Source organism: Enterobacter sp. 50793107 (assembly GCF_001463365.1).
GTDB classification, from domain to species: Bacteria; Pseudomonadota; Gammaproteobacteria; order Enterobacterales; family Enterobacteriaceae; genus Enterobacter; species Enterobacter cloacae.
This window is the reverse complement of sequence record NZ_LNII01000158.1, coordinates 126,584-142,572: the sequence shown is the minus strand read 5'-3', so window position 1 is coordinate 142,572 and position 15,989 is coordinate 126,584. Positions and strand designations below refer to the sequence as shown.

12 protein-coding genes are annotated in these 15,989 nt (G+C 54.0%); 5 read left to right on the top strand and 7 right to left on the bottom strand.

Annotated features, from left to right (window positions below):
* Positions 1-62: 62 nt before the first annotated feature.
* A complete protein-coding gene (locus APU11_RS20600) occupies positions 63-1,748 on the bottom strand; it encodes an alpha,alpha-trehalase (RefSeq protein WP_058650792.1) in 1,686 nt (561 codons plus the stop codon).
* Positions 1,749-2,113: 365 nt separating this feature from the next.
* On the opposite strand from APU11_RS20600, the gene APU11_RS20595 reads away from it, so the two are divergent.
* Positions 2,114-3,472 (top strand): glycoside-pentoside-hexuronide (GPH):cation symporter, encoded by a 1,359-nt coding sequence (locus APU11_RS20595; protein WP_058650791.1) that lies wholly within the window; start codon positions 2,114-2,116, stop codon positions 3,470-3,472.
* Positions 3,473-3,566: 94 nt separating this feature from the next.
* The gene (locus APU11_RS20590; protein WP_058650790.1) at positions 3,567-4,946 is read left to right on the top strand and encodes a carbohydrate porin; all 1,380 of its coding nucleotides are present in this window, start codon (positions 3,567-3,569) and stop codon (positions 4,944-4,946) included.
* Positions 4,947-4,959: 13 nt separating this feature from the next.
* On the opposite strand, the gene APU11_RS20585 is transcribed toward APU11_RS20590, so the two are convergent.
* The gene (locus tag APU11_RS20585) at positions 4,960-5,916 is read right to left on the bottom strand and encodes an AraC family transcriptional regulator (protein WP_058650789.1); all 957 of its coding nucleotides are present in this window, start codon (positions 5,914-5,916) and stop codon (positions 4,960-4,962) included.
* Between the two features lie 115 nt (positions 5,917-6,031).
* On the opposite strand from APU11_RS20585, the gene APU11_RS20580 reads away from it, so the two are divergent.
* Positions 6,032-7,219 carry an MFS transporter gene (locus APU11_RS20580; protein ID WP_013096167.1) on the top strand — a complete coding sequence of 396 codons (1,188 nt, stop codon included), beginning with the start codon at positions 6,032-6,034 and terminating at the stop codon, positions 7,217-7,219.
* Between the two features lie 48 nt (positions 7,220-7,267).
* On the opposite strand, the gene tssD is transcribed toward APU11_RS20580, so the two are convergent.
* The 4 genes from tssD to APU11_RS20555 all read right to left on the bottom strand — a co-directional run bounded on the left by tssD (position 7,268) and on the right by APU11_RS20555 (position 10,989).
* The gene (tssD, locus tag APU11_RS20575; RefSeq protein WP_058650788.1) at positions 7,268-7,747 is read right to left on the bottom strand and encodes a type VI secretion system tube protein TssD; all 480 of its coding nucleotides are present in this window, start codon (positions 7,745-7,747) and stop codon (positions 7,268-7,270) included.
* Between the two features lie 210 nt (positions 7,748-7,957).
* The gene (locus APU11_RS20565) at positions 7,958-8,662 is read right to left on the bottom strand and encodes a hypothetical protein (RefSeq protein WP_058650787.1); all 705 of its coding nucleotides are present in this window, start codon (positions 8,660-8,662) and stop codon (positions 7,958-7,960) included.
* 257 nt (positions 8,663-8,919) lie between these two features.
* Positions 8,920-9,930 carry a type I glyceraldehyde-3-phosphate dehydrogenase gene (gap, locus tag APU11_RS20560; protein ID WP_058650786.1) on the bottom strand — a complete coding sequence of 337 codons (1,011 nt, stop codon included), beginning with the start codon at positions 9,928-9,930 and terminating at the stop codon, positions 8,920-8,922.
* A 78-nt stretch (positions 9,931-10,008) separates the two neighbouring features.
* Positions 10,009-10,989 (bottom strand): helix-turn-helix domain-containing protein, encoded by a 981-nt coding sequence (locus APU11_RS20555; protein ID WP_020690861.1) that lies wholly within the window; start codon positions 10,987-10,989, stop codon positions 10,009-10,011.
* A 164-nt stretch (positions 10,990-11,153) separates the two neighbouring features.
* On the opposite strand from APU11_RS20555, the gene APU11_RS20550 reads away from it, so the two are divergent.
* Together APU11_RS20550 and APU11_RS20545 are read left to right on the top strand one after the other, a co-directional pair.
* Positions 11,154-12,125, top strand: coding sequence for a fatty acid desaturase (locus APU11_RS20550; RefSeq protein WP_058650785.1), 972 nt, complete (start codon positions 11,154-11,156; stop codon positions 12,123-12,125).
* Complete coding sequence (locus APU11_RS20545) at positions 12,118-12,909, top strand: PhnD/SsuA/transferrin family substrate-binding protein (RefSeq protein ID WP_058650784.1); 792 nt, start codon at positions 12,118-12,120, stop codon at positions 12,907-12,909. Before APU11_RS20550 ends, APU11_RS20545 begins: the two co-directional genes overlap by 8 nt.
* On the opposite strand, the gene APU11_RS20540 is transcribed toward APU11_RS20545, so the two are convergent.
* Positions 12,875-15,163 carry an FdhF/YdeP family oxidoreductase gene (locus tag APU11_RS20540; protein WP_058650783.1) on the bottom strand — a complete coding sequence of 763 codons (2,289 nt, stop codon included), beginning with the start codon at positions 15,161-15,163 and terminating at the stop codon, positions 12,875-12,877. The genes APU11_RS20545 and APU11_RS20540 overlap by 35 nt on opposite strands.
* Between the last annotated feature and the right edge of the window lie 826 nt (positions 15,164-15,989).

Here is a 15,989-nt window from a genome sequence, read left to right as displayed (position 1 = left end):
GTTTCCCTCTCCCGAAGGGAATGCAGGCCGGGTAGGCGTTAGCGCCCCCCGGCATTGTTCACTTACTGCGCCGTACTTTTCACCGGCGCAGCCTCATCATTCGCCACAGGCTGATTCTGCGGCACGCTGTCACATGGTTTCTCTTTCGGACAGACCAGATCCAGCATCTTCAGCGTCACGCCGTTGCTCCAGCCGAATCCATCCTGTAGCGGATACTCACCGCCGCCACCGCCCGTACCGGTGGAGGAGACATCATATTTCTCCACCAGTTTCTGCTCGCGATCGTAGGTATGCTGAACATTTTTCAGGAAGCGCCAGGTGACATCCATCGCGACCTTGTCCTGTCCATAATTCTGCAACCCTTCCGTGGCTACCCACTGCAGTGGCGCCCAGCCATTGGGGGCATCCCACTGCTGGCCGCTGTTCACGGTGGTGGTGGTGATGCCGCCCGGTTTCAGCAGACGTGAGGACGTCGCTGCAGCCACTTTATCCGCGCGATCCTGTGCCGCGGCCTTCACATACAGCGGGAAGAGCGCTGCAGCCGTGAGCTGATTACGCACCTTCTTACTCTTCAGGTCGTAATCCGCATACCATCCCTCTTTATCGTTCCACAGATACTTCTCCATCGCCTTCTGGCGCGCCGTGGCCAGGGCTTCATATTTGCTCGCGCTGGCGGCATCGCCGCTCTCCTGGCTTGCCCGGGCGAGCAGTTTTTCCATCTTGAACATCAGGGCGTTCAGATCCACCGGCACAATACTGGTGGTGCGGATGGTGCCCAGCTTTTGCGGATCGTCCATCCAGCGGGAGCTGAAGTCCCAGCCTGAGGCCGCCGCAGAGCGCAAATCGCGGTAGATTTCGGTTGCCGGGCGGTTAGGGTTGCTTTTGGCGGTGGTGATATCGTCAAGCCACGACTCCGGACGCGGCGTGTCGCGGTCATCCCAGTAGCGGTTAAGCAGCGAGCCATCCTCCAGCTTCACCACGCGTTTGTTGGCCTCTCCGGCCTGCAGCGCATCTGCGCCCTCCATCCAGTAGGCGTACTCCTTTTCCATCTGCGGACGGTATTTCTTCAGCGCCTCGCTGTCGTGCGTGGCCAGCAGTTCCACCATCAGCGAGAAAAATGGCGGCTGGGAGCGGCTCAGATAGTAACTGCGGTTGCCGTTCGGAATGTGCCCCCATGTATCCAGCTCGTAGGCAAAGTTGTCCACCATATCGCTGATTTTGTCCCAGTGGCCGCTTTCCGCCAGCCCTAACATGGTGAAATAGCTGTCCCAGTAGTAGACCTCGCGGAAACGCCCGCCCGGCACGACGTAGGATTTCGGTAAGGGCAGGAGTGAATCCCATTTGTTACTGGCTTTATCAGTGGTACGCGTTAGCACAGGCCACAGCCCGTCAATATGCTCACGCAGGCTCTGCCCCGCAGGAGGAACATATTTTTCCCCTTCCGCGGGAAGCGTGAAGTTCATATCAACAAAATGGCGTAAATCAAACCCGGACTGACGACGCTGCATGCGGTAGTCGGCCAGGATCGTCAGGGGATCGCTTTTTGGTACGGCATCGGCAAAGGTTTTTTGATCGGGGAAGAGTTTGGCGCTCTGGACATCGTTGAAAAGAGGGCCGAGCAAGATATCCGGTGAATTTGTCTGGCCAGAGTTCATCTCTTCCGCGTTGCCTGTCGCGGCAACCGCGAGCAGCGCACTGCCCAGAACCAGAGGTAAGAGGCGAGGGCGCAGCTTTTGAGGTGTTATCATCGGTGCTTCTCCTTATTTCGCTGAGCAGCGGTCACGCTGTAATCATTCACCAGAAAACCTTAGTCGAATATTCCGCGCTTCGCGTGTCGAACATCGCACTTTGCACAAATCCAGACAATTTACCGTTGCGTTTAATGCCCCGGTGGCGCGGCTGAAATATTGATATTGTGAATGGCTGTAGGCGAGAAAATAAATTGCGATCCGTTACGCATAATTTTCCGGATAAAGGCTTTCTTTTAATTATCCCGATCACATAAAGCAAAAAACATAACTTCATGGTGAAAAAACATAATGGATCGCCTCGTTGCGCTCAGGCGAAATTATTGCCAAAGCAGAAACCGGTTTCATCAATAAGGAGTAACGTGATGTCAGTGAGTGAAAAAATTCCGGTCCGGGAAAAAATAGGCTACAGCCTTGGAGATGCCGCGAGTCATATTGTTTTTGACTCCTCGGTCGCCATTCTGGCGTATTACTACACGGATATTTATGGCTTACCCCCGGCCGTAATGGGAACCATGTTTCTTTTGGTCCGCTTATTAGATGCCATTACCGACCCCGTTATGGGAGCGATTGCCGATGCAACATCCACTCGCTGGGGACGTTTTCGGCCCTGGCTGCTGGCGATATGCGTTCCTTTTGCGGTGAGTTGCGTGCTGGTATATTCCATACCTGATTTTACTGAAACCGGGAAAATTTATTATGCCGTTGGCGCGTATATATTTATGACCCTGATGTATACCGCCATAAATATCCCGTATTGTTCTCTGGGAGCGGCGCTGACGTCCGATCCGCGTGAAAACCTCTCGTTGCAGTCCTGGCGCTTTGCCATTACGCCAATTGGCGGGGCGCTCGGCACCGCGCTGATTCTGCCCCTGGCGGACTATCTCTACCCCGGCGACAGGGCGACCGGCATTCAGGTGGCGATGGCGCTTTTTGGCGCAATCGGCTGCGTGATGTTTATCATTTGTTTTGTTACCACCAAAGAGCGTGTCCAGCCGATCAAAGAGGAGAATCTGAACATCGCCCGGGACGTTAAAATCCTCTTTCGTAACGATCAGTGGCGCATTCTCTCGATCTACAACTTTATGATGCTGGTGGCGGTGGTGATCCGCGGTGGTGCAGTGGTCTATTACGTGAACACTGTTCTCAACAAGGGGGCTGACGTCATCTCGTTCTTTATGCTGGGCGGGATGCTGGCCTCGATGTTTGGTTCGGTTCTGGCGCAGCCGTTCGGGACCCGTTTTTGCAAGGTTAAACTCTCGTTCTGGATCAATATTCTCAACGCTGCGTTAGGTGTGGCCTGCTTCTGGCTGCCGCTGGAGTTCTGGGTCATTCCACTGATTGCCCATGTGTTCATTCAGATTGTCCAGGGCGGTAACGGCGCGTTGCAGTGGTCAATGATCACTGATGCAAATAATTACGGTGAATGGAAAACCCAACGTCGTATTACAGGTATGAATGTTGCGGCCAATATTTTCGTGATTAAGTTGGGTGTCGCCGTCGGTGGTGCCATTCTGGGTTGGGTGCTGGCCTGGTTTAATTACCAGTCGAACAGTCCAGTACAGTCAGAATCCGCCATTCAGGGTGTTATTTTATTGTTCACGTTAATCCCATCACTCTTTTATTTACTCACCGCATTCTCGATCAAATTTTATAAATTAACTGAAAAGGTCATGAATGGCGTGGTGAGTGATTTAAACAAAGGCGAATTCGCTAACTCTTAATAGTTGAAGCAGTAAGCCGATAATTCATTTGAATTATCGGTGAGGTTCTCTGTGTCCGTCAGGAAATAATGATTAACTCACGAGGATGGAGTCGATGAAAGTGAAATACCTTGCACTGCTCGTCAGTGCGTTTTGTTCTACCGCAGCAATGGCAGCAAATGATACCCAACGTCTGGAAGATAAACTGGCGCAACTGGAGGCGCGCCTCGAAAAGGCCGAAACAAGGGCAGCAAAGGCAGAAGCACAAATTCAGGTTCTTGAGCAACAGCAGCATCCCGTGGTAGCTGCAAATCCTGTGGTGGTTGAATCCACAGAGCCTGCGACAGTGCAAACGGCACCTAAGCTTACGTTATCCGGCTACGGTGATATTAAATTTTATGGTGACGTTGAATTTAATATGGATGCGGCCAGCAAGACCGGCAGTTTAACGTCCATGAAAACGACAGCCAATAAAGACTGGGCACCCGGTAACCATGAACGCTGGGATATTAACGGGCGTTTGCTGCTGGGGTTTGACGGCTATAAGCGAATGGAAAATGGCAATTTTGCCGGTTTCTCCGTACAGCCGCTGGCGGACTTAACGGGCAAAATGAACCTGGATGACGCGGTCTTCTTCTTTGGCACGGAAAACGACTGGAAGGTAAAAGTTGGCCGCTTTGAAGCCTATGACATGTTCCCGCTAAACCAGGATACCTTCGTTGAATATTCCGGCAACACCGCTAACGATCTCTACGGCGATGGTTACGGCTATATCTATATGATGAAAGAGGGGCGGGGGCGTAGCGACAGCGGCGGTAACTTCCTGCTGAGTAAAACCCTGGGCAACTGGTATCTCGAGGTTAACACGCTGCTGGAAGACGGCAGCTCGCTGTTTGTTGACCAGCAGTATCATGGCATGGACCTGGATAACGATAAAAACGTCGCCTACGTCCGTCCGGTGATTGCCTGGCAGGAAGGAAACTTCTCGACCGCCATCGCGATGGAGAGCAACCTCGTCAACAATGCCTACGGCTACCACGATGCGTCCGGAAGATGGGTCGACCAGTCTGACCGCACCGGCTATGGCTTTACCATGACCTGGAACGGGCAAAAAACCGATCCGGATAACGGTATCGTGGCGAACCTGAATACCGCCTACATGGATGCTACCGACGAGACGGATTTCACCGCGGGCGTGAATGCCTTATGGCGCAATGTTGAGCTGGGCTATATCTACGCGCATAACCAGATCGATAATTTCAACACCGCCAACTTTAATGCGGACTGTGATGGCGACTGCTGGGTGACCGATCCCGGTGATTATGATATTCACACCATTCATGCGTCGTACCTGATCCCGAACGTCATGAAGATGAAGAATTTCAATATCTATCTTGGCGCGTATGCTTCGTGGGTTGAAGCACATCCGAATGACGGCGATGACCGTAACGACGATCGCTATGGCGGGCGCGTGCGCTTCAAATACTACTTCTGATGTCCTGCGCCAGTCAGGCCTCTTCCGGGGTCTGGCTGGTCTCCCGCAGCGTGCCCGGCGCATGGCCGATAATTCGCTTGAACGCCCGGCTAAACGCCGCAAGGGATCCGTACCCCAGTCGCAGCGCGACCGTTTCAATAGGCTGATTTTCATGGCGAATGTACTGAATGGCCAGGCGCATCCTCAATTCGCTGAGGTATTTCGCCGGGGTGGTGCCCGTCGCGGCGAGAAAACGTTCCGCAAACACCGAGCGGGAGGTGCCAGCCTCTTTTGCCAGATCCGCCACGCTCCAGTTCAGACCTGGCTGCTGGTGCATGGCGTAAATGGCCCGGCTCAGACGCGGGTCACGCAGTACCTGCACCCAGCCGGTGGCTTTTCCGCAGCCTCCTTCAACCCAGCCCCGCACGATTAGCGCCGCCACCACGTCCGCCAGCCGCGCGAGGATCCCCGCGAATCCGGCCTGACGCGTCATGGATTCGCGTTCCATCGCCGCCAGCAGCGGGTGGATCTCCGGCCAGGTGGACATCAACCGGCTCACCATCATCACCTCCGGCATCGCTTTAATTAGCGGCTGCATTCCGCCCAGTTCAAAGTCCATGCATCCGCTGAAAATCACGGTGTTCTCGCTGTCCGGGCAGGGTTCGCAGGTGATGGCGCAGACCGAGCCGCAGATAGGCTCGCTGGGAAACGCGCTAACCGGCGTGATGGTTGCCTTCTCGTCAGACAGCAGGGCGTGCGCATTACCGTTCGGAATAAAAAGGGCATCGCCGCCGCTTAAGGTGAACGTTGCGCCACTCTCCATACGCAGCAGGGCGCTGCCGAGGCTGACAAAATGAAACTGTGCTTTGCCCGGTGCCTGGTGGAACGCCACGCCGAAAGGCGCGCTGGCTTCAATGCGGCGGTATTTCACGCCCGACAGGCGCATTCCGCGCAACAGCTCGCTGATCAGATCGGGGGACTGAGCGGTCATGGCAAAACTCCGGACGAATAATCAATAAGTGGAGATTATATGTCATAGATCGTCCAGGGTGAACACTCTATCCTTTTGCGACAGTTGTCACATTTTCATAACGGGAGATCAACAGATGAGTTCATGTGTCGCGGCGAGAGAGGCTGTTGTGCCTGCAAAACCCGCCTGGCGGGCCGTCTATTCACTGGGGCTGGGGGTGTTTGGTTTGATCACGGCGGAGTTCCTGCCCGCCAGTTTGTTAACGCCCATGGCCGCAAGCCTGGGCGTAACGGAGGGGATGGCTGGGCAGGCGGTGACCGCCACCGCGCTGGTCGCGCTGGTCACCGGATTGCTGATCACCCCGGCGACCAAAAGTATCGACCGTCGCTGGGTACTGATGTTTTTCTCGGTGCTGCAAATCGTCTCCAGCCTGCTGGTGGCTTTTGCACCCACGCTGCACGTACTGCTGATGGGACGCCTGCTGTTAGGGATTGCCATCGGGGGATTCTGGGCGATGTCGACCGCCACGGCGATGCGTCTGGTGCCCGCCGATAAAGTGCCGAAAGCGCTGGCGGTGATCTTCTCCAGCGTGTCGATCGCCACGGTGGTCGCGGCCCCGCTGGGCAGCTATCTTGGCAGCCTGATTGGCTGGCGTAACGTCTTTATCCTCTGCATTCTGCCGAGCATGCTGGCGTTGCTGTGGCAGCTCTGGGTACTGCCGTCAATGAAGCCGGAGAGCAGCGGCAGCCTGGGCACACTGTTCCGCGTGCTGCGTCGTCCGGGAATGATCGGTGGAATGCTGGCGACCATTCTGATCTTCAGCGGCCATTTTGCCTTCTTTACCTATCTGCGTCCGTTCCTTGAAACGGTGGGGCAGGCAAGCGTGGAGAGCATCTCGCTGATCCTGCTGGGCTTTGGGATAGCCAACTTTATCGGTACCTCCGTAGCCGGACATCTGCTGGCGCGTAATCTGCGCCTGACGCTGGCGCTGGTACCGTTCGCCATGGGCGTGCTGGCACTCACCATGGTGGCGTTTGGTCATCTGGCGATACTGGATGGATTACTGGTGGCGATGTGGGGCTTTGCGTTTGGTCTGGTTCCGGTGGGCTGGTCAACCTGGCTTGCCACGACGGTGCCAGATGAAGCCGAAAGCGCAGGTGGTTTGCTGGTGGCCTCTATCCAGCTGGCAATCAGCGCCGGTGCGGCCGTGGGCGGGGCGGTATTTGACCTCAACGGCGCCAGCGGCGTCTTTGCCGGAAGCGGTTTCCTGCTGGTAACGGCGATGGTGATTGTGTTGATGGGCGTGAAGGTTAAGGCGGAGTGATTGTTTTCCCTCTCCTGTGGGAGAGGGAATTTATAGATGTCCATTATTCTACGCAGTCGCTCTCTCATTCCAGGTGTCTTTGAACATGATGTTCCCGTCACAATATTTCCATTCAATTGATTCATAACGTATTTCAACTTCTTCAAGGTGGGCACTTGCAATCCCTAGCGGATGCAAGACTGGCGATATCCTTGTTACCTTGACGTTTTCCAGAATGATGTTGAAGTATTCACGCTCGATACCGGCGTCATTAATTTTATACATTTTGATTAGTGCCGTTTTGAAGGTTTTACCTGTACAGACGGCACGAAAGAGATAGGGTGTGATGCGATCGATTTCTTTTTCAAAGGTGATGGGGACATGAAGTCGTGTTCCTGTTAATTTACCCGTGTTGGAACAGGTCGGTATCCAGACCGAGTGGTTAAATGATTTTAGTTCGATAGAGCCCAACCTTGTGGGCATTAAACATTCACCTGTAACAGGGGCTTTATTCTCATCTGTAAACCATATATATGCTGGTGTAGACATTTATTCATCCTTTAGGTTCGTAGAAATAGGCTATATAAAAAACGATTACTACTATAGCCCCAACAATAAGCATTGCTGTTTGATCGTCTTCAATTAAGGTTGCTGGTATCATTGATAGAATCACAACAACAAAAATCGCGGTATATGCTTTTAAATCATTCTTCAAGTCTTCCAGAAGAAGTTTAAAAATCGTCTTTATGGCCCTCCTCATTATTGAGCCATTTTTATAAAAGCATTGGTAATATCATGATCTGATGCTGTGTAAATATTCAGGTAACCAGCTTTCATTATTACTGGTTCGATGAGGAAGTACATCATTTCAAGTTTCTCCATATATAATGCATGATAAAATAATGGAAAGAATTTTTTGAGATTATTGGCGCTGTCTGCCGCTCGTTGGACCAATGCGTAAGCGTTAAGCACTAAAAATGCACCTCCCGTTCTTCCAGCAACTTTTTTCATCAATGCGCTCTGTATTGCAGCATTCATTTGATTGCTATAGCATATATATTTTGCGACAGCATAAATTAAACTCAATTTGGATGCTTGTTTAACTGAATAGTGTGTTGTGAAGGGTATGACTTTTTCGAGTATGGTCTTCTTTTCATTTTCGCTTCTGTTTTTAAGTATTGTTTCAATGTATAACTTAACCATGCGAAATATTAAATCCCTGTGTTTAACTAGCTCTGCAATGCCAAGCATGAACCTTTTATCTTCGGAAGCCAAATTTTTGCATACATCAAAATAATTTTCAGTGAAGCAAGACGTATAATAGAGTAAACGCGTTGTCGCATCGCCAAGATTATGTAGATATTCTAGGGCTCCATCTTTCACCCCAGCTACGGCACGATCAAGCCTTAATGCAAGTTCTTTATCGGACCCAATTTTTTCGATAATCGATTTACTGTAATACATAGCCTGTCCCTGTTGTGTACAGAGTTTATCATGGGCTACGTTGTCGACTGGGGACAGTGATCACACTCGCATTTATAAAAAGTGAAAGCAAGAATAACCACCAATTTATTTTCTAAATAAATTGGTGGTTATATATAATTGATGTGATGAATTTGGAAACGATGAATATAATTAATCTTATCAAGTATTATTTATTCTGCGAGGATGGTGACATAATCCGTAGGCCGGGTAAGCGCAAGCGCCACCCGGCTTAAACCTTACAACCCTTTCTTATCTATCAGCACCGCCAGAGCCACCAGGCGGTTAGAGAAGCCCCACTCGTTGTCATACCACGCCAGAATTTTCACCATCCGACCACCAATCACCAGCGTGGAGAGACCGTCAATAATCGAAGAGAGCGGGTCGCCCTGATAATCGCTGGAGACCAGCGGTTCATCGCTGTATCCCAGAATGCCTTTCAGTGGCCCGCTGGCCGCGGCTTTGCGGAACGCATCGTTCACCTCTTCGGCCGTAACGTCACGGCTCAGCGTCACCGTTAAGTCCACAATCGAGACCACAGGAACCGGTACGCGCAGGGAATAGCCGGTCAGCTTGCCGTCCAGAGACGGGATGACTTTCCCCAGTGCCTTCGCGGCACCGCTGGAGTACGGCACAATCGACAGGGCTGCTGCACGTGCGCCGCGCAGATCTTTTTCCGGCTGGTCGTGCAGCGCCTGGCTGTTGGTATAAGCGTGCGTAGTGTTCATCAGGCCATGCTCAATACCAAACTGCTGATGCAGGACCTGAGCAGCCGGGGCCAGGCCGTTCGTGGTGCAACTCCCGTTGCTTATTACCACGTGCTTAGCCGGATCGTACTGCTCGTGATTAACGCCCATCACCACCGTCAGATCGTCATTTTTACCCGGCGCGGAGATGATGACGCGCTTCGCCCCACCGTGGGTGATATGCACCAGCGCTTTTTCGCGCTCGGTGAAGAAACCGGTCGCTTCAATCACCACGTCAACGCCCGCATCCCGCCAGGGAATATTCGCTGGATCGCGTTCGCTAAAGACGGTAATGCGCTGGCCGTCAACCTGCAGCGCGCCGTCCGCCGCTTCAACGGGTGCCGGTAGCGTGCCGAGCAGGGAATCATGCTTAAGCAAATGGGCGAGGGTTTTGCTGTCCGTCAGATCGTTAATCGCCACAATCTGCAGGTCCGGATTGCCCAGTGCCGCGCGCAGGAAATTACGTCCGATACGGCCGAAACCGTTAATGCCGACCTTAACCATAATGCACTCCTTATCTCTGTTGTCTGGAGTCACTGTAGGCTTCAGGCCGGATGGCGTAAACGACAAAAAAGGATCACATTACGCCATTTTGCGGCAGTGAAAACGCTGACGGTATTCACCGGGTGTGAGGTGGAGCTGTTTTTCAAATACGCGACGCAGGTTGATGCTGGTGCCAAATCCGCTTTTCTCGGCGATAACGGACAGCGGATCGTCGGTCTGTTCAAGCAACTGTCGGGCTGCGGCAAGGCGCGCTTCGGTCACATAGCGTGCCGGAGACGCCCCCGTGTCGCGGGTGAATACCCGGGTGAAGTTGCGCGGGCTCATGGCTACTTTTTCCGCCAGCTTTTCGACGCACAGATCGGCCGTCAGGTTTTGCAGGATCCAGGTTTGCAGCTCGCTGATGGGGCCGGAGGAGCCGGACTGCGACAGGTTATAGCGGCTGAACTGTAGCTGTCCTCCCGGGCGGCGCAGATACATCACCATATCCTGCGCCACGTCGCGCGCGAGGCTGAAGCCATAATCGTCTTCCACCAGCGCCAGGGTCAGATCAAAGCCGGAGCTCACGCCACCGGAGGTCCAGACAGGGCCATCCTGAATATAGAGCGGTCCTCCCTCAACACGGATGGTGGGGTACTGCGCTTGCATGGTTTCCAGCAGCCGCCAGTGGGTGGTTGCCCGACGGCCGTCAAGCAAACCGGTCTGGGCCAGCAGCATTGCGCCACCGCAAATGGAGGCGATCCGCCGCGCATGGGGGGCTGCAAGATGCAGCCAGTCCACCACGGCGGTGCTCTCCTGCTCGTTCATGCCGCGCCCGGTAATGATGATGGTATCAAGCGGCTCACGGGGATCCAGCTCCGGCAGGCGATAATCTGCCAGCAGATTGAGACCAGACTGGCCGTGGATCACCTGGTGCGGCTGGGTCGTGGCGATGATGATGCGATAGCAGGGCTGCGCAAGGCCTCCCGGGTGCAGGCGGTTGGCTTGCATCAGAATGTCGGCGATGCCGGCGGCTTCAAACAACATGCCGCCGTCAGGAACAATAATCAGGATCTTCTTCATGTCCTGAAAAGTACCTTTATTGCAAAATAAGTCAAGCGGAGGGCAAGGGGGTTAACGGGCGCTACGCGCCTTTCTGGTAAAGCAAAGTGATTTAAGTTCTTTGTTATTTCAGGCGTTATCCCGGATCGTCAGCATATTATCTCTGGCGAAACGGCTCTGAAGGAATGGGTAAACGAAGCTCCCTCTATTTACATCCGCAGCAACGCGACCAAATTCACCATCTCGCCTCGGGGTTTCTCTGGCGAACCGAACTGCCCACGTGGCTGTTGATCGCCACCATTTATGGCGGCTGGTTCTCGACGCTGGCATTCTGGCACATCCTCGGTCTGCTGCCTGCCACGATGTTGCTGATTGGGTTTACCGCCTGGTATATGTCTCTTCAGCATGAATTGATCCACGGCCATCCCACGCGTTTCGTGTGGCTGAACCAGCTCTTTGGCACGCTGCCGCTGGCGGTCTGGTATCCGTATGGCCTGTACAGGGATTCTCATCTGGCCCACCATCGTCACGACCATCTCACCATTCCGGTGGATGACCCGGAGTCATACTACTTTACGCAGGCGAGCTGGGCGCGATTGTCGTCCTGGCAGAAGCGGGTGATCCACGCCCGAAACACCTTTATCGGGCGACTGTTGCTGGCGCCGCTGCTGGATATTCTCCAGACGCTGGGCAGCGCGGTGGCGGCGTTTCGCCATCTTCAACTGCGGGCGATGGTGATGTGGCTTGTGCATATAGCGTTATTGGCGCTGCTTTTTACCTGGATGATGCACAACGGTTTCTCTCCGCTCTGGTTTGTACTGGCGGTAAGCTACCCGGCGCTGGCGCTGACAAAAGTACGCTCTTTTCTGGAACATCGCGCGGCGGACGACCCGCTGGCGCGTTCGGTGATTAACGAAGCAGGCTTGTTCTGGCGCGTGCTGTTTTTAAATCTTAACTACCATTCAGTACATCACGATTTACCCGGCGTGCCCTGGTACGGGCTGAAGACGATCTATCTGCAAAACCAGCAGGCGTACCGGGAGCGTAACCACGGGTTTCTGGTCAGAGGGTATGGCGAATGGATGCGACGGTTCTGGAAAACGTCGGTGGACGTCACCGTACATCCCTGGCGTCAACAGGAGGAAGGAGATGAGTAACCGGCTGGCGTTTCCGATGTATGCGGTGGATAGTACAGATACTCTTGCCCTGTGGCGGGCCGTCCAGCGTCTGCTGGTGGCGCGTGGTCTCCCGGTGGAGGAGCTTATTCCCGGCAGGCCTGAGCCTGACCTGTTGGCACACTGGCAGCAGCCTAATCTTATCCTGAGCCAGACCTGCGGCTACCCGCTGATGACACAACTGCCGGAGGTACAGGTCGTCGGCTGTTTTCACTACCGGGTACCGGGCTGCGAAGGGATAAATTACTGCAGTTTTCTGGTGGTACGTGATGAGGATAAACACCGCACGCTGGCTGATTTTCGCGGACGGCGGGTGGTATGTAACGCGCCCGATTCCCAGTCTGGCTACAATGCGCTGCGCAACCGCGTGCCGTCACGTGCGTTAAACGCCTGGTTCTCAGAGGTTAGCTTTAGCGGCAGCCATCGCCAGTCGCTGATCGAAGTAAAACGTGGGGGAGGGGATATCGCAGCGATCGACTGCGTGACGTATGCGCTGTTGCAGCGGCATGAACCGACCCTGCTGGCGGGGCTAACTGTGATTGACCAGACGCCCCTCACGCCAGGACTGCCGCTGATCACTGCGTCCGGCACCACCCCCGAAACGCTTCATGCCATCCGTGATGCGCTAACCACGCTGGTGAGCGCCCCGGAATACCGGGGCGTGTGTGATGCGCTGTTTATCGGCGGGTTTAGCGTCGTGGCGCGTGAGGCCTGGTCTGTGTTAACCGGGATTACAGCGAACGGATCTCTTTCGAGCGCAGGGTGAGGCGGACGGGCACCGATTTATACGACGGCGTGCCGCTCTCTTTATCCAGATAGTCGAGCGGAACCAGCACGTTAGCCTCAGGATAGTAGGCCCCGACCGAGCCCGGGGCGATGGCATACGCCACCACAGTGATATCCTCCAGACGCTGAGCGCTGCCTGGCAGGGCGGTTTCGATATCCACCCGGTCGCCGTGCTCCAGTCCTGACTGCGCCATATCCGCTTCATTCATAAACAGCACGTCGCGACGGCCAAAGACGCCCCGGTAGCGGTCGTCGAGAGCGTAAATCGTGGTGTTGTACTGGTCGTGACTGCGCAGCGTGATCAGACGCAGGACGTTATCGCCTTCACCGCTGGCATCTTCATTGACCCCTTCAAATACCGAGAACATCGCTTTGCCCGTCGCCGTCGGCCAGATACGTTTCGTGGGCGGCAGCGGCATACGGAATCCACCGGGTACCCGGATCCGCGCGTTATAGTCCTCAAAGCCCGGAATGGTCTGCTCAATCAGATCGCGAATGCGATCGTAATCCGCAACCAGGTGCATCCAGTCCACGCGGGTTGTCTTCAGGGTTGCTTTCGCCATGCCGGCCACAATAGCCGGTTCGGCGCGAAGCAGAGGAGAGGCGGGTTTCAGCTTGCCTGAGGAGGCATGAACCATCGACATGGAATCTTCAACGGTAATGGACTGACGTCCGCTGGCCTGCATATCCAGTTCCGTGCGACCAAGGCAGGGGAGAATGAAGGTCTCTTTACCCACCAGCAGGTGCGTACGGTTCAGCTTGGTGCCAACGTGCACGCTCAGATCCAGCTTACTCATCGCCGGGAAGCCGTTTTCGTGATCGGGCATCGCCACCGCGAAGTTGCCGCCGAGGCAGATAAGCGCTCTGGCACGACCGTCAATCATGGCCTGGGTTGCCTGTACTGCGTCATGGCCATGGTGAGAGGGCGGCTCAAAGCCAAACACCTCCTTAAGACGGTTCAGAAATGCCGGAGTTGGTTTCTCGCTTATCCCGACGGTACGGTTTCCCTGAACGTTAGAGTGGCCGCGCAGCGGACAGATCCCCGCACCGGGCTTTCCTATATTGCCGCGCAGCAGCAGCACATCGGCGATCAGGCGGACGTTGGAAGTCCCTTTATTATGCTGCGTAATGCCCATGCCGTAGGTAATGATGGTGGCATTCGATTTCGCGTAGGCATCGGCAACCTGTTTCAGCGCCGCCTGGCTCAGCCCGGACTCGCGCTCAATGGCGTCCCAGCTCGTTTGCGCAATGTCTGCCGCAAAGTCTTCAAAGCCCTGTGTGTGTTCAGCGATAAACGCGTGGTCGAGCACGTTGCCGCGCCCGGCTTCCATTTGCAGCAGGTGTTTGGCGATGCCTTTTAGCGCGGCGGCATCGCCCCCGGCTTTAACCTGAAAGTAGGTAGAGGCGATGTCGGTAGAGCTGTAGGTCGCCATCTCAATCACGCTCTGGGGGGCGGCAAACCGTTCCAGCGCGCGCTCGCGCAGCGGGTTCAGGACGATGATCGGCACGCCGCGGCGGGCCAGTTCATGCAGAGTGCCCATCATACGCGGATGGTTGGTGCCGGGATTATGCCCGATGGAGATCACCAGCTCCGTCTTGTCAAAATCGTCCAGCGAGACGGTGCCTTTTCCGATACCAATAGAGCGCGGTAAACCGACGCTGGTGGCTTCGTGACACATGTTGGAGCAGTCGGGAAAATTATTGGTTCCGTACTCACGGGCAAAAAGCTGGAACAGCCAGGCCGCTTCGTTGGAGGCGCGACCGGAGGTATAAAACTCAACCTGGTCTGGTTCAAGCCCACGCAGAACCTCGCCGATGCGTTCGAAGGCATCCTCCCACTCAACGGGGCGGAAGGTATCACTTGCCTGGTCATAGCGCAGGGGATGGGTCAGGCGCCCGTATCCTTCCAGCTCAAAGTCAGATTTTGCCAGTAACGACGTAACGGTGTTATGAGCGAGGAACTCAGGGGTCACCCGTTTGCTGGTGGCTTCCCAGGTGACCGCTTTTGCCCCGTTCTCGCAGAACTGAAATGTGGATTTATGCTCTTTGTCTGGCCACGCGCAGCCCGGGCAGTCGAAGCCGTCAGGCTGGTTGGTGCGCAACAGCGTGGCGGGAGCATCCAGGGCATCCATCTGTGTTCGCACGGCAATTGCCGTCGCTTTTAATGCTCCCCAGCCGCCTGCAGGGCCGTCGTAAGGTCTGATGCCGGGAACGGCACGTCGTTTGTTATTCATTCCAGATTACCCTGTTAAACCGCCGGTCGTGCATGATGCGGCTGAGAAAAATTAAAGAAATCATAACAAATTTTTATCATGTCGATAATGTGTCCTGACCAGGGTGGCGTGAAAGCGACAATGTTAGTGACAGTAAAATTTTCAAATGAAAGGCGGGCAGGGGAACCTGCAATATATTTACCCGACGATGCTGAAGGCGATAAAGTGAACAATGCGCCGGGGAATAAAGATGTAGTCCTGCTTAACTGTTAATTCACTGCGGGTGGTGTAAATCGTGCCTCTAAGGGATTAAAGGCACCAGGTTATTTTGCGCCGTAAAATTAATTTTTTTCATCGTCTATGAATTGTCTTAATTCAGGGCGGAAAAGTCATCGCTATTAAAGATACGCTATCAATGCAACAAATAATTCATGGAAGATATATTCATACTCCCCCTGAAAAAATCCCCATTCTACTAATTATGGTAGTGGCGATAATAGCAGTATTGCGTTAATGACAATGGTTCTCTTTTGATTTTTTTGTTTCTCAATCAATGGTTTGTGTTAGAGGAACGCGTAATAATAAGACAAATTCAGCAAAGTAAGCTTTTTTTCTCAGATTAATCCTATAATGAGTCGGGTGCTTCATTAAGCAGCAGTTGTGAGGAAGGAAATATTGAATTGGTGACAAGCTCATGTAAACTTGTTTACCGTTTGTCAAAATATGTCAGGAAGACGCTGGGCCTTATTCTGAAGGGCTCGTGCGGTAGCTATGCCCGAATAATAGTAACGCCCCGAAAATATCCTGGCTATTTTAACGATAGCACTTAAGTCAAACTTCATCCCCT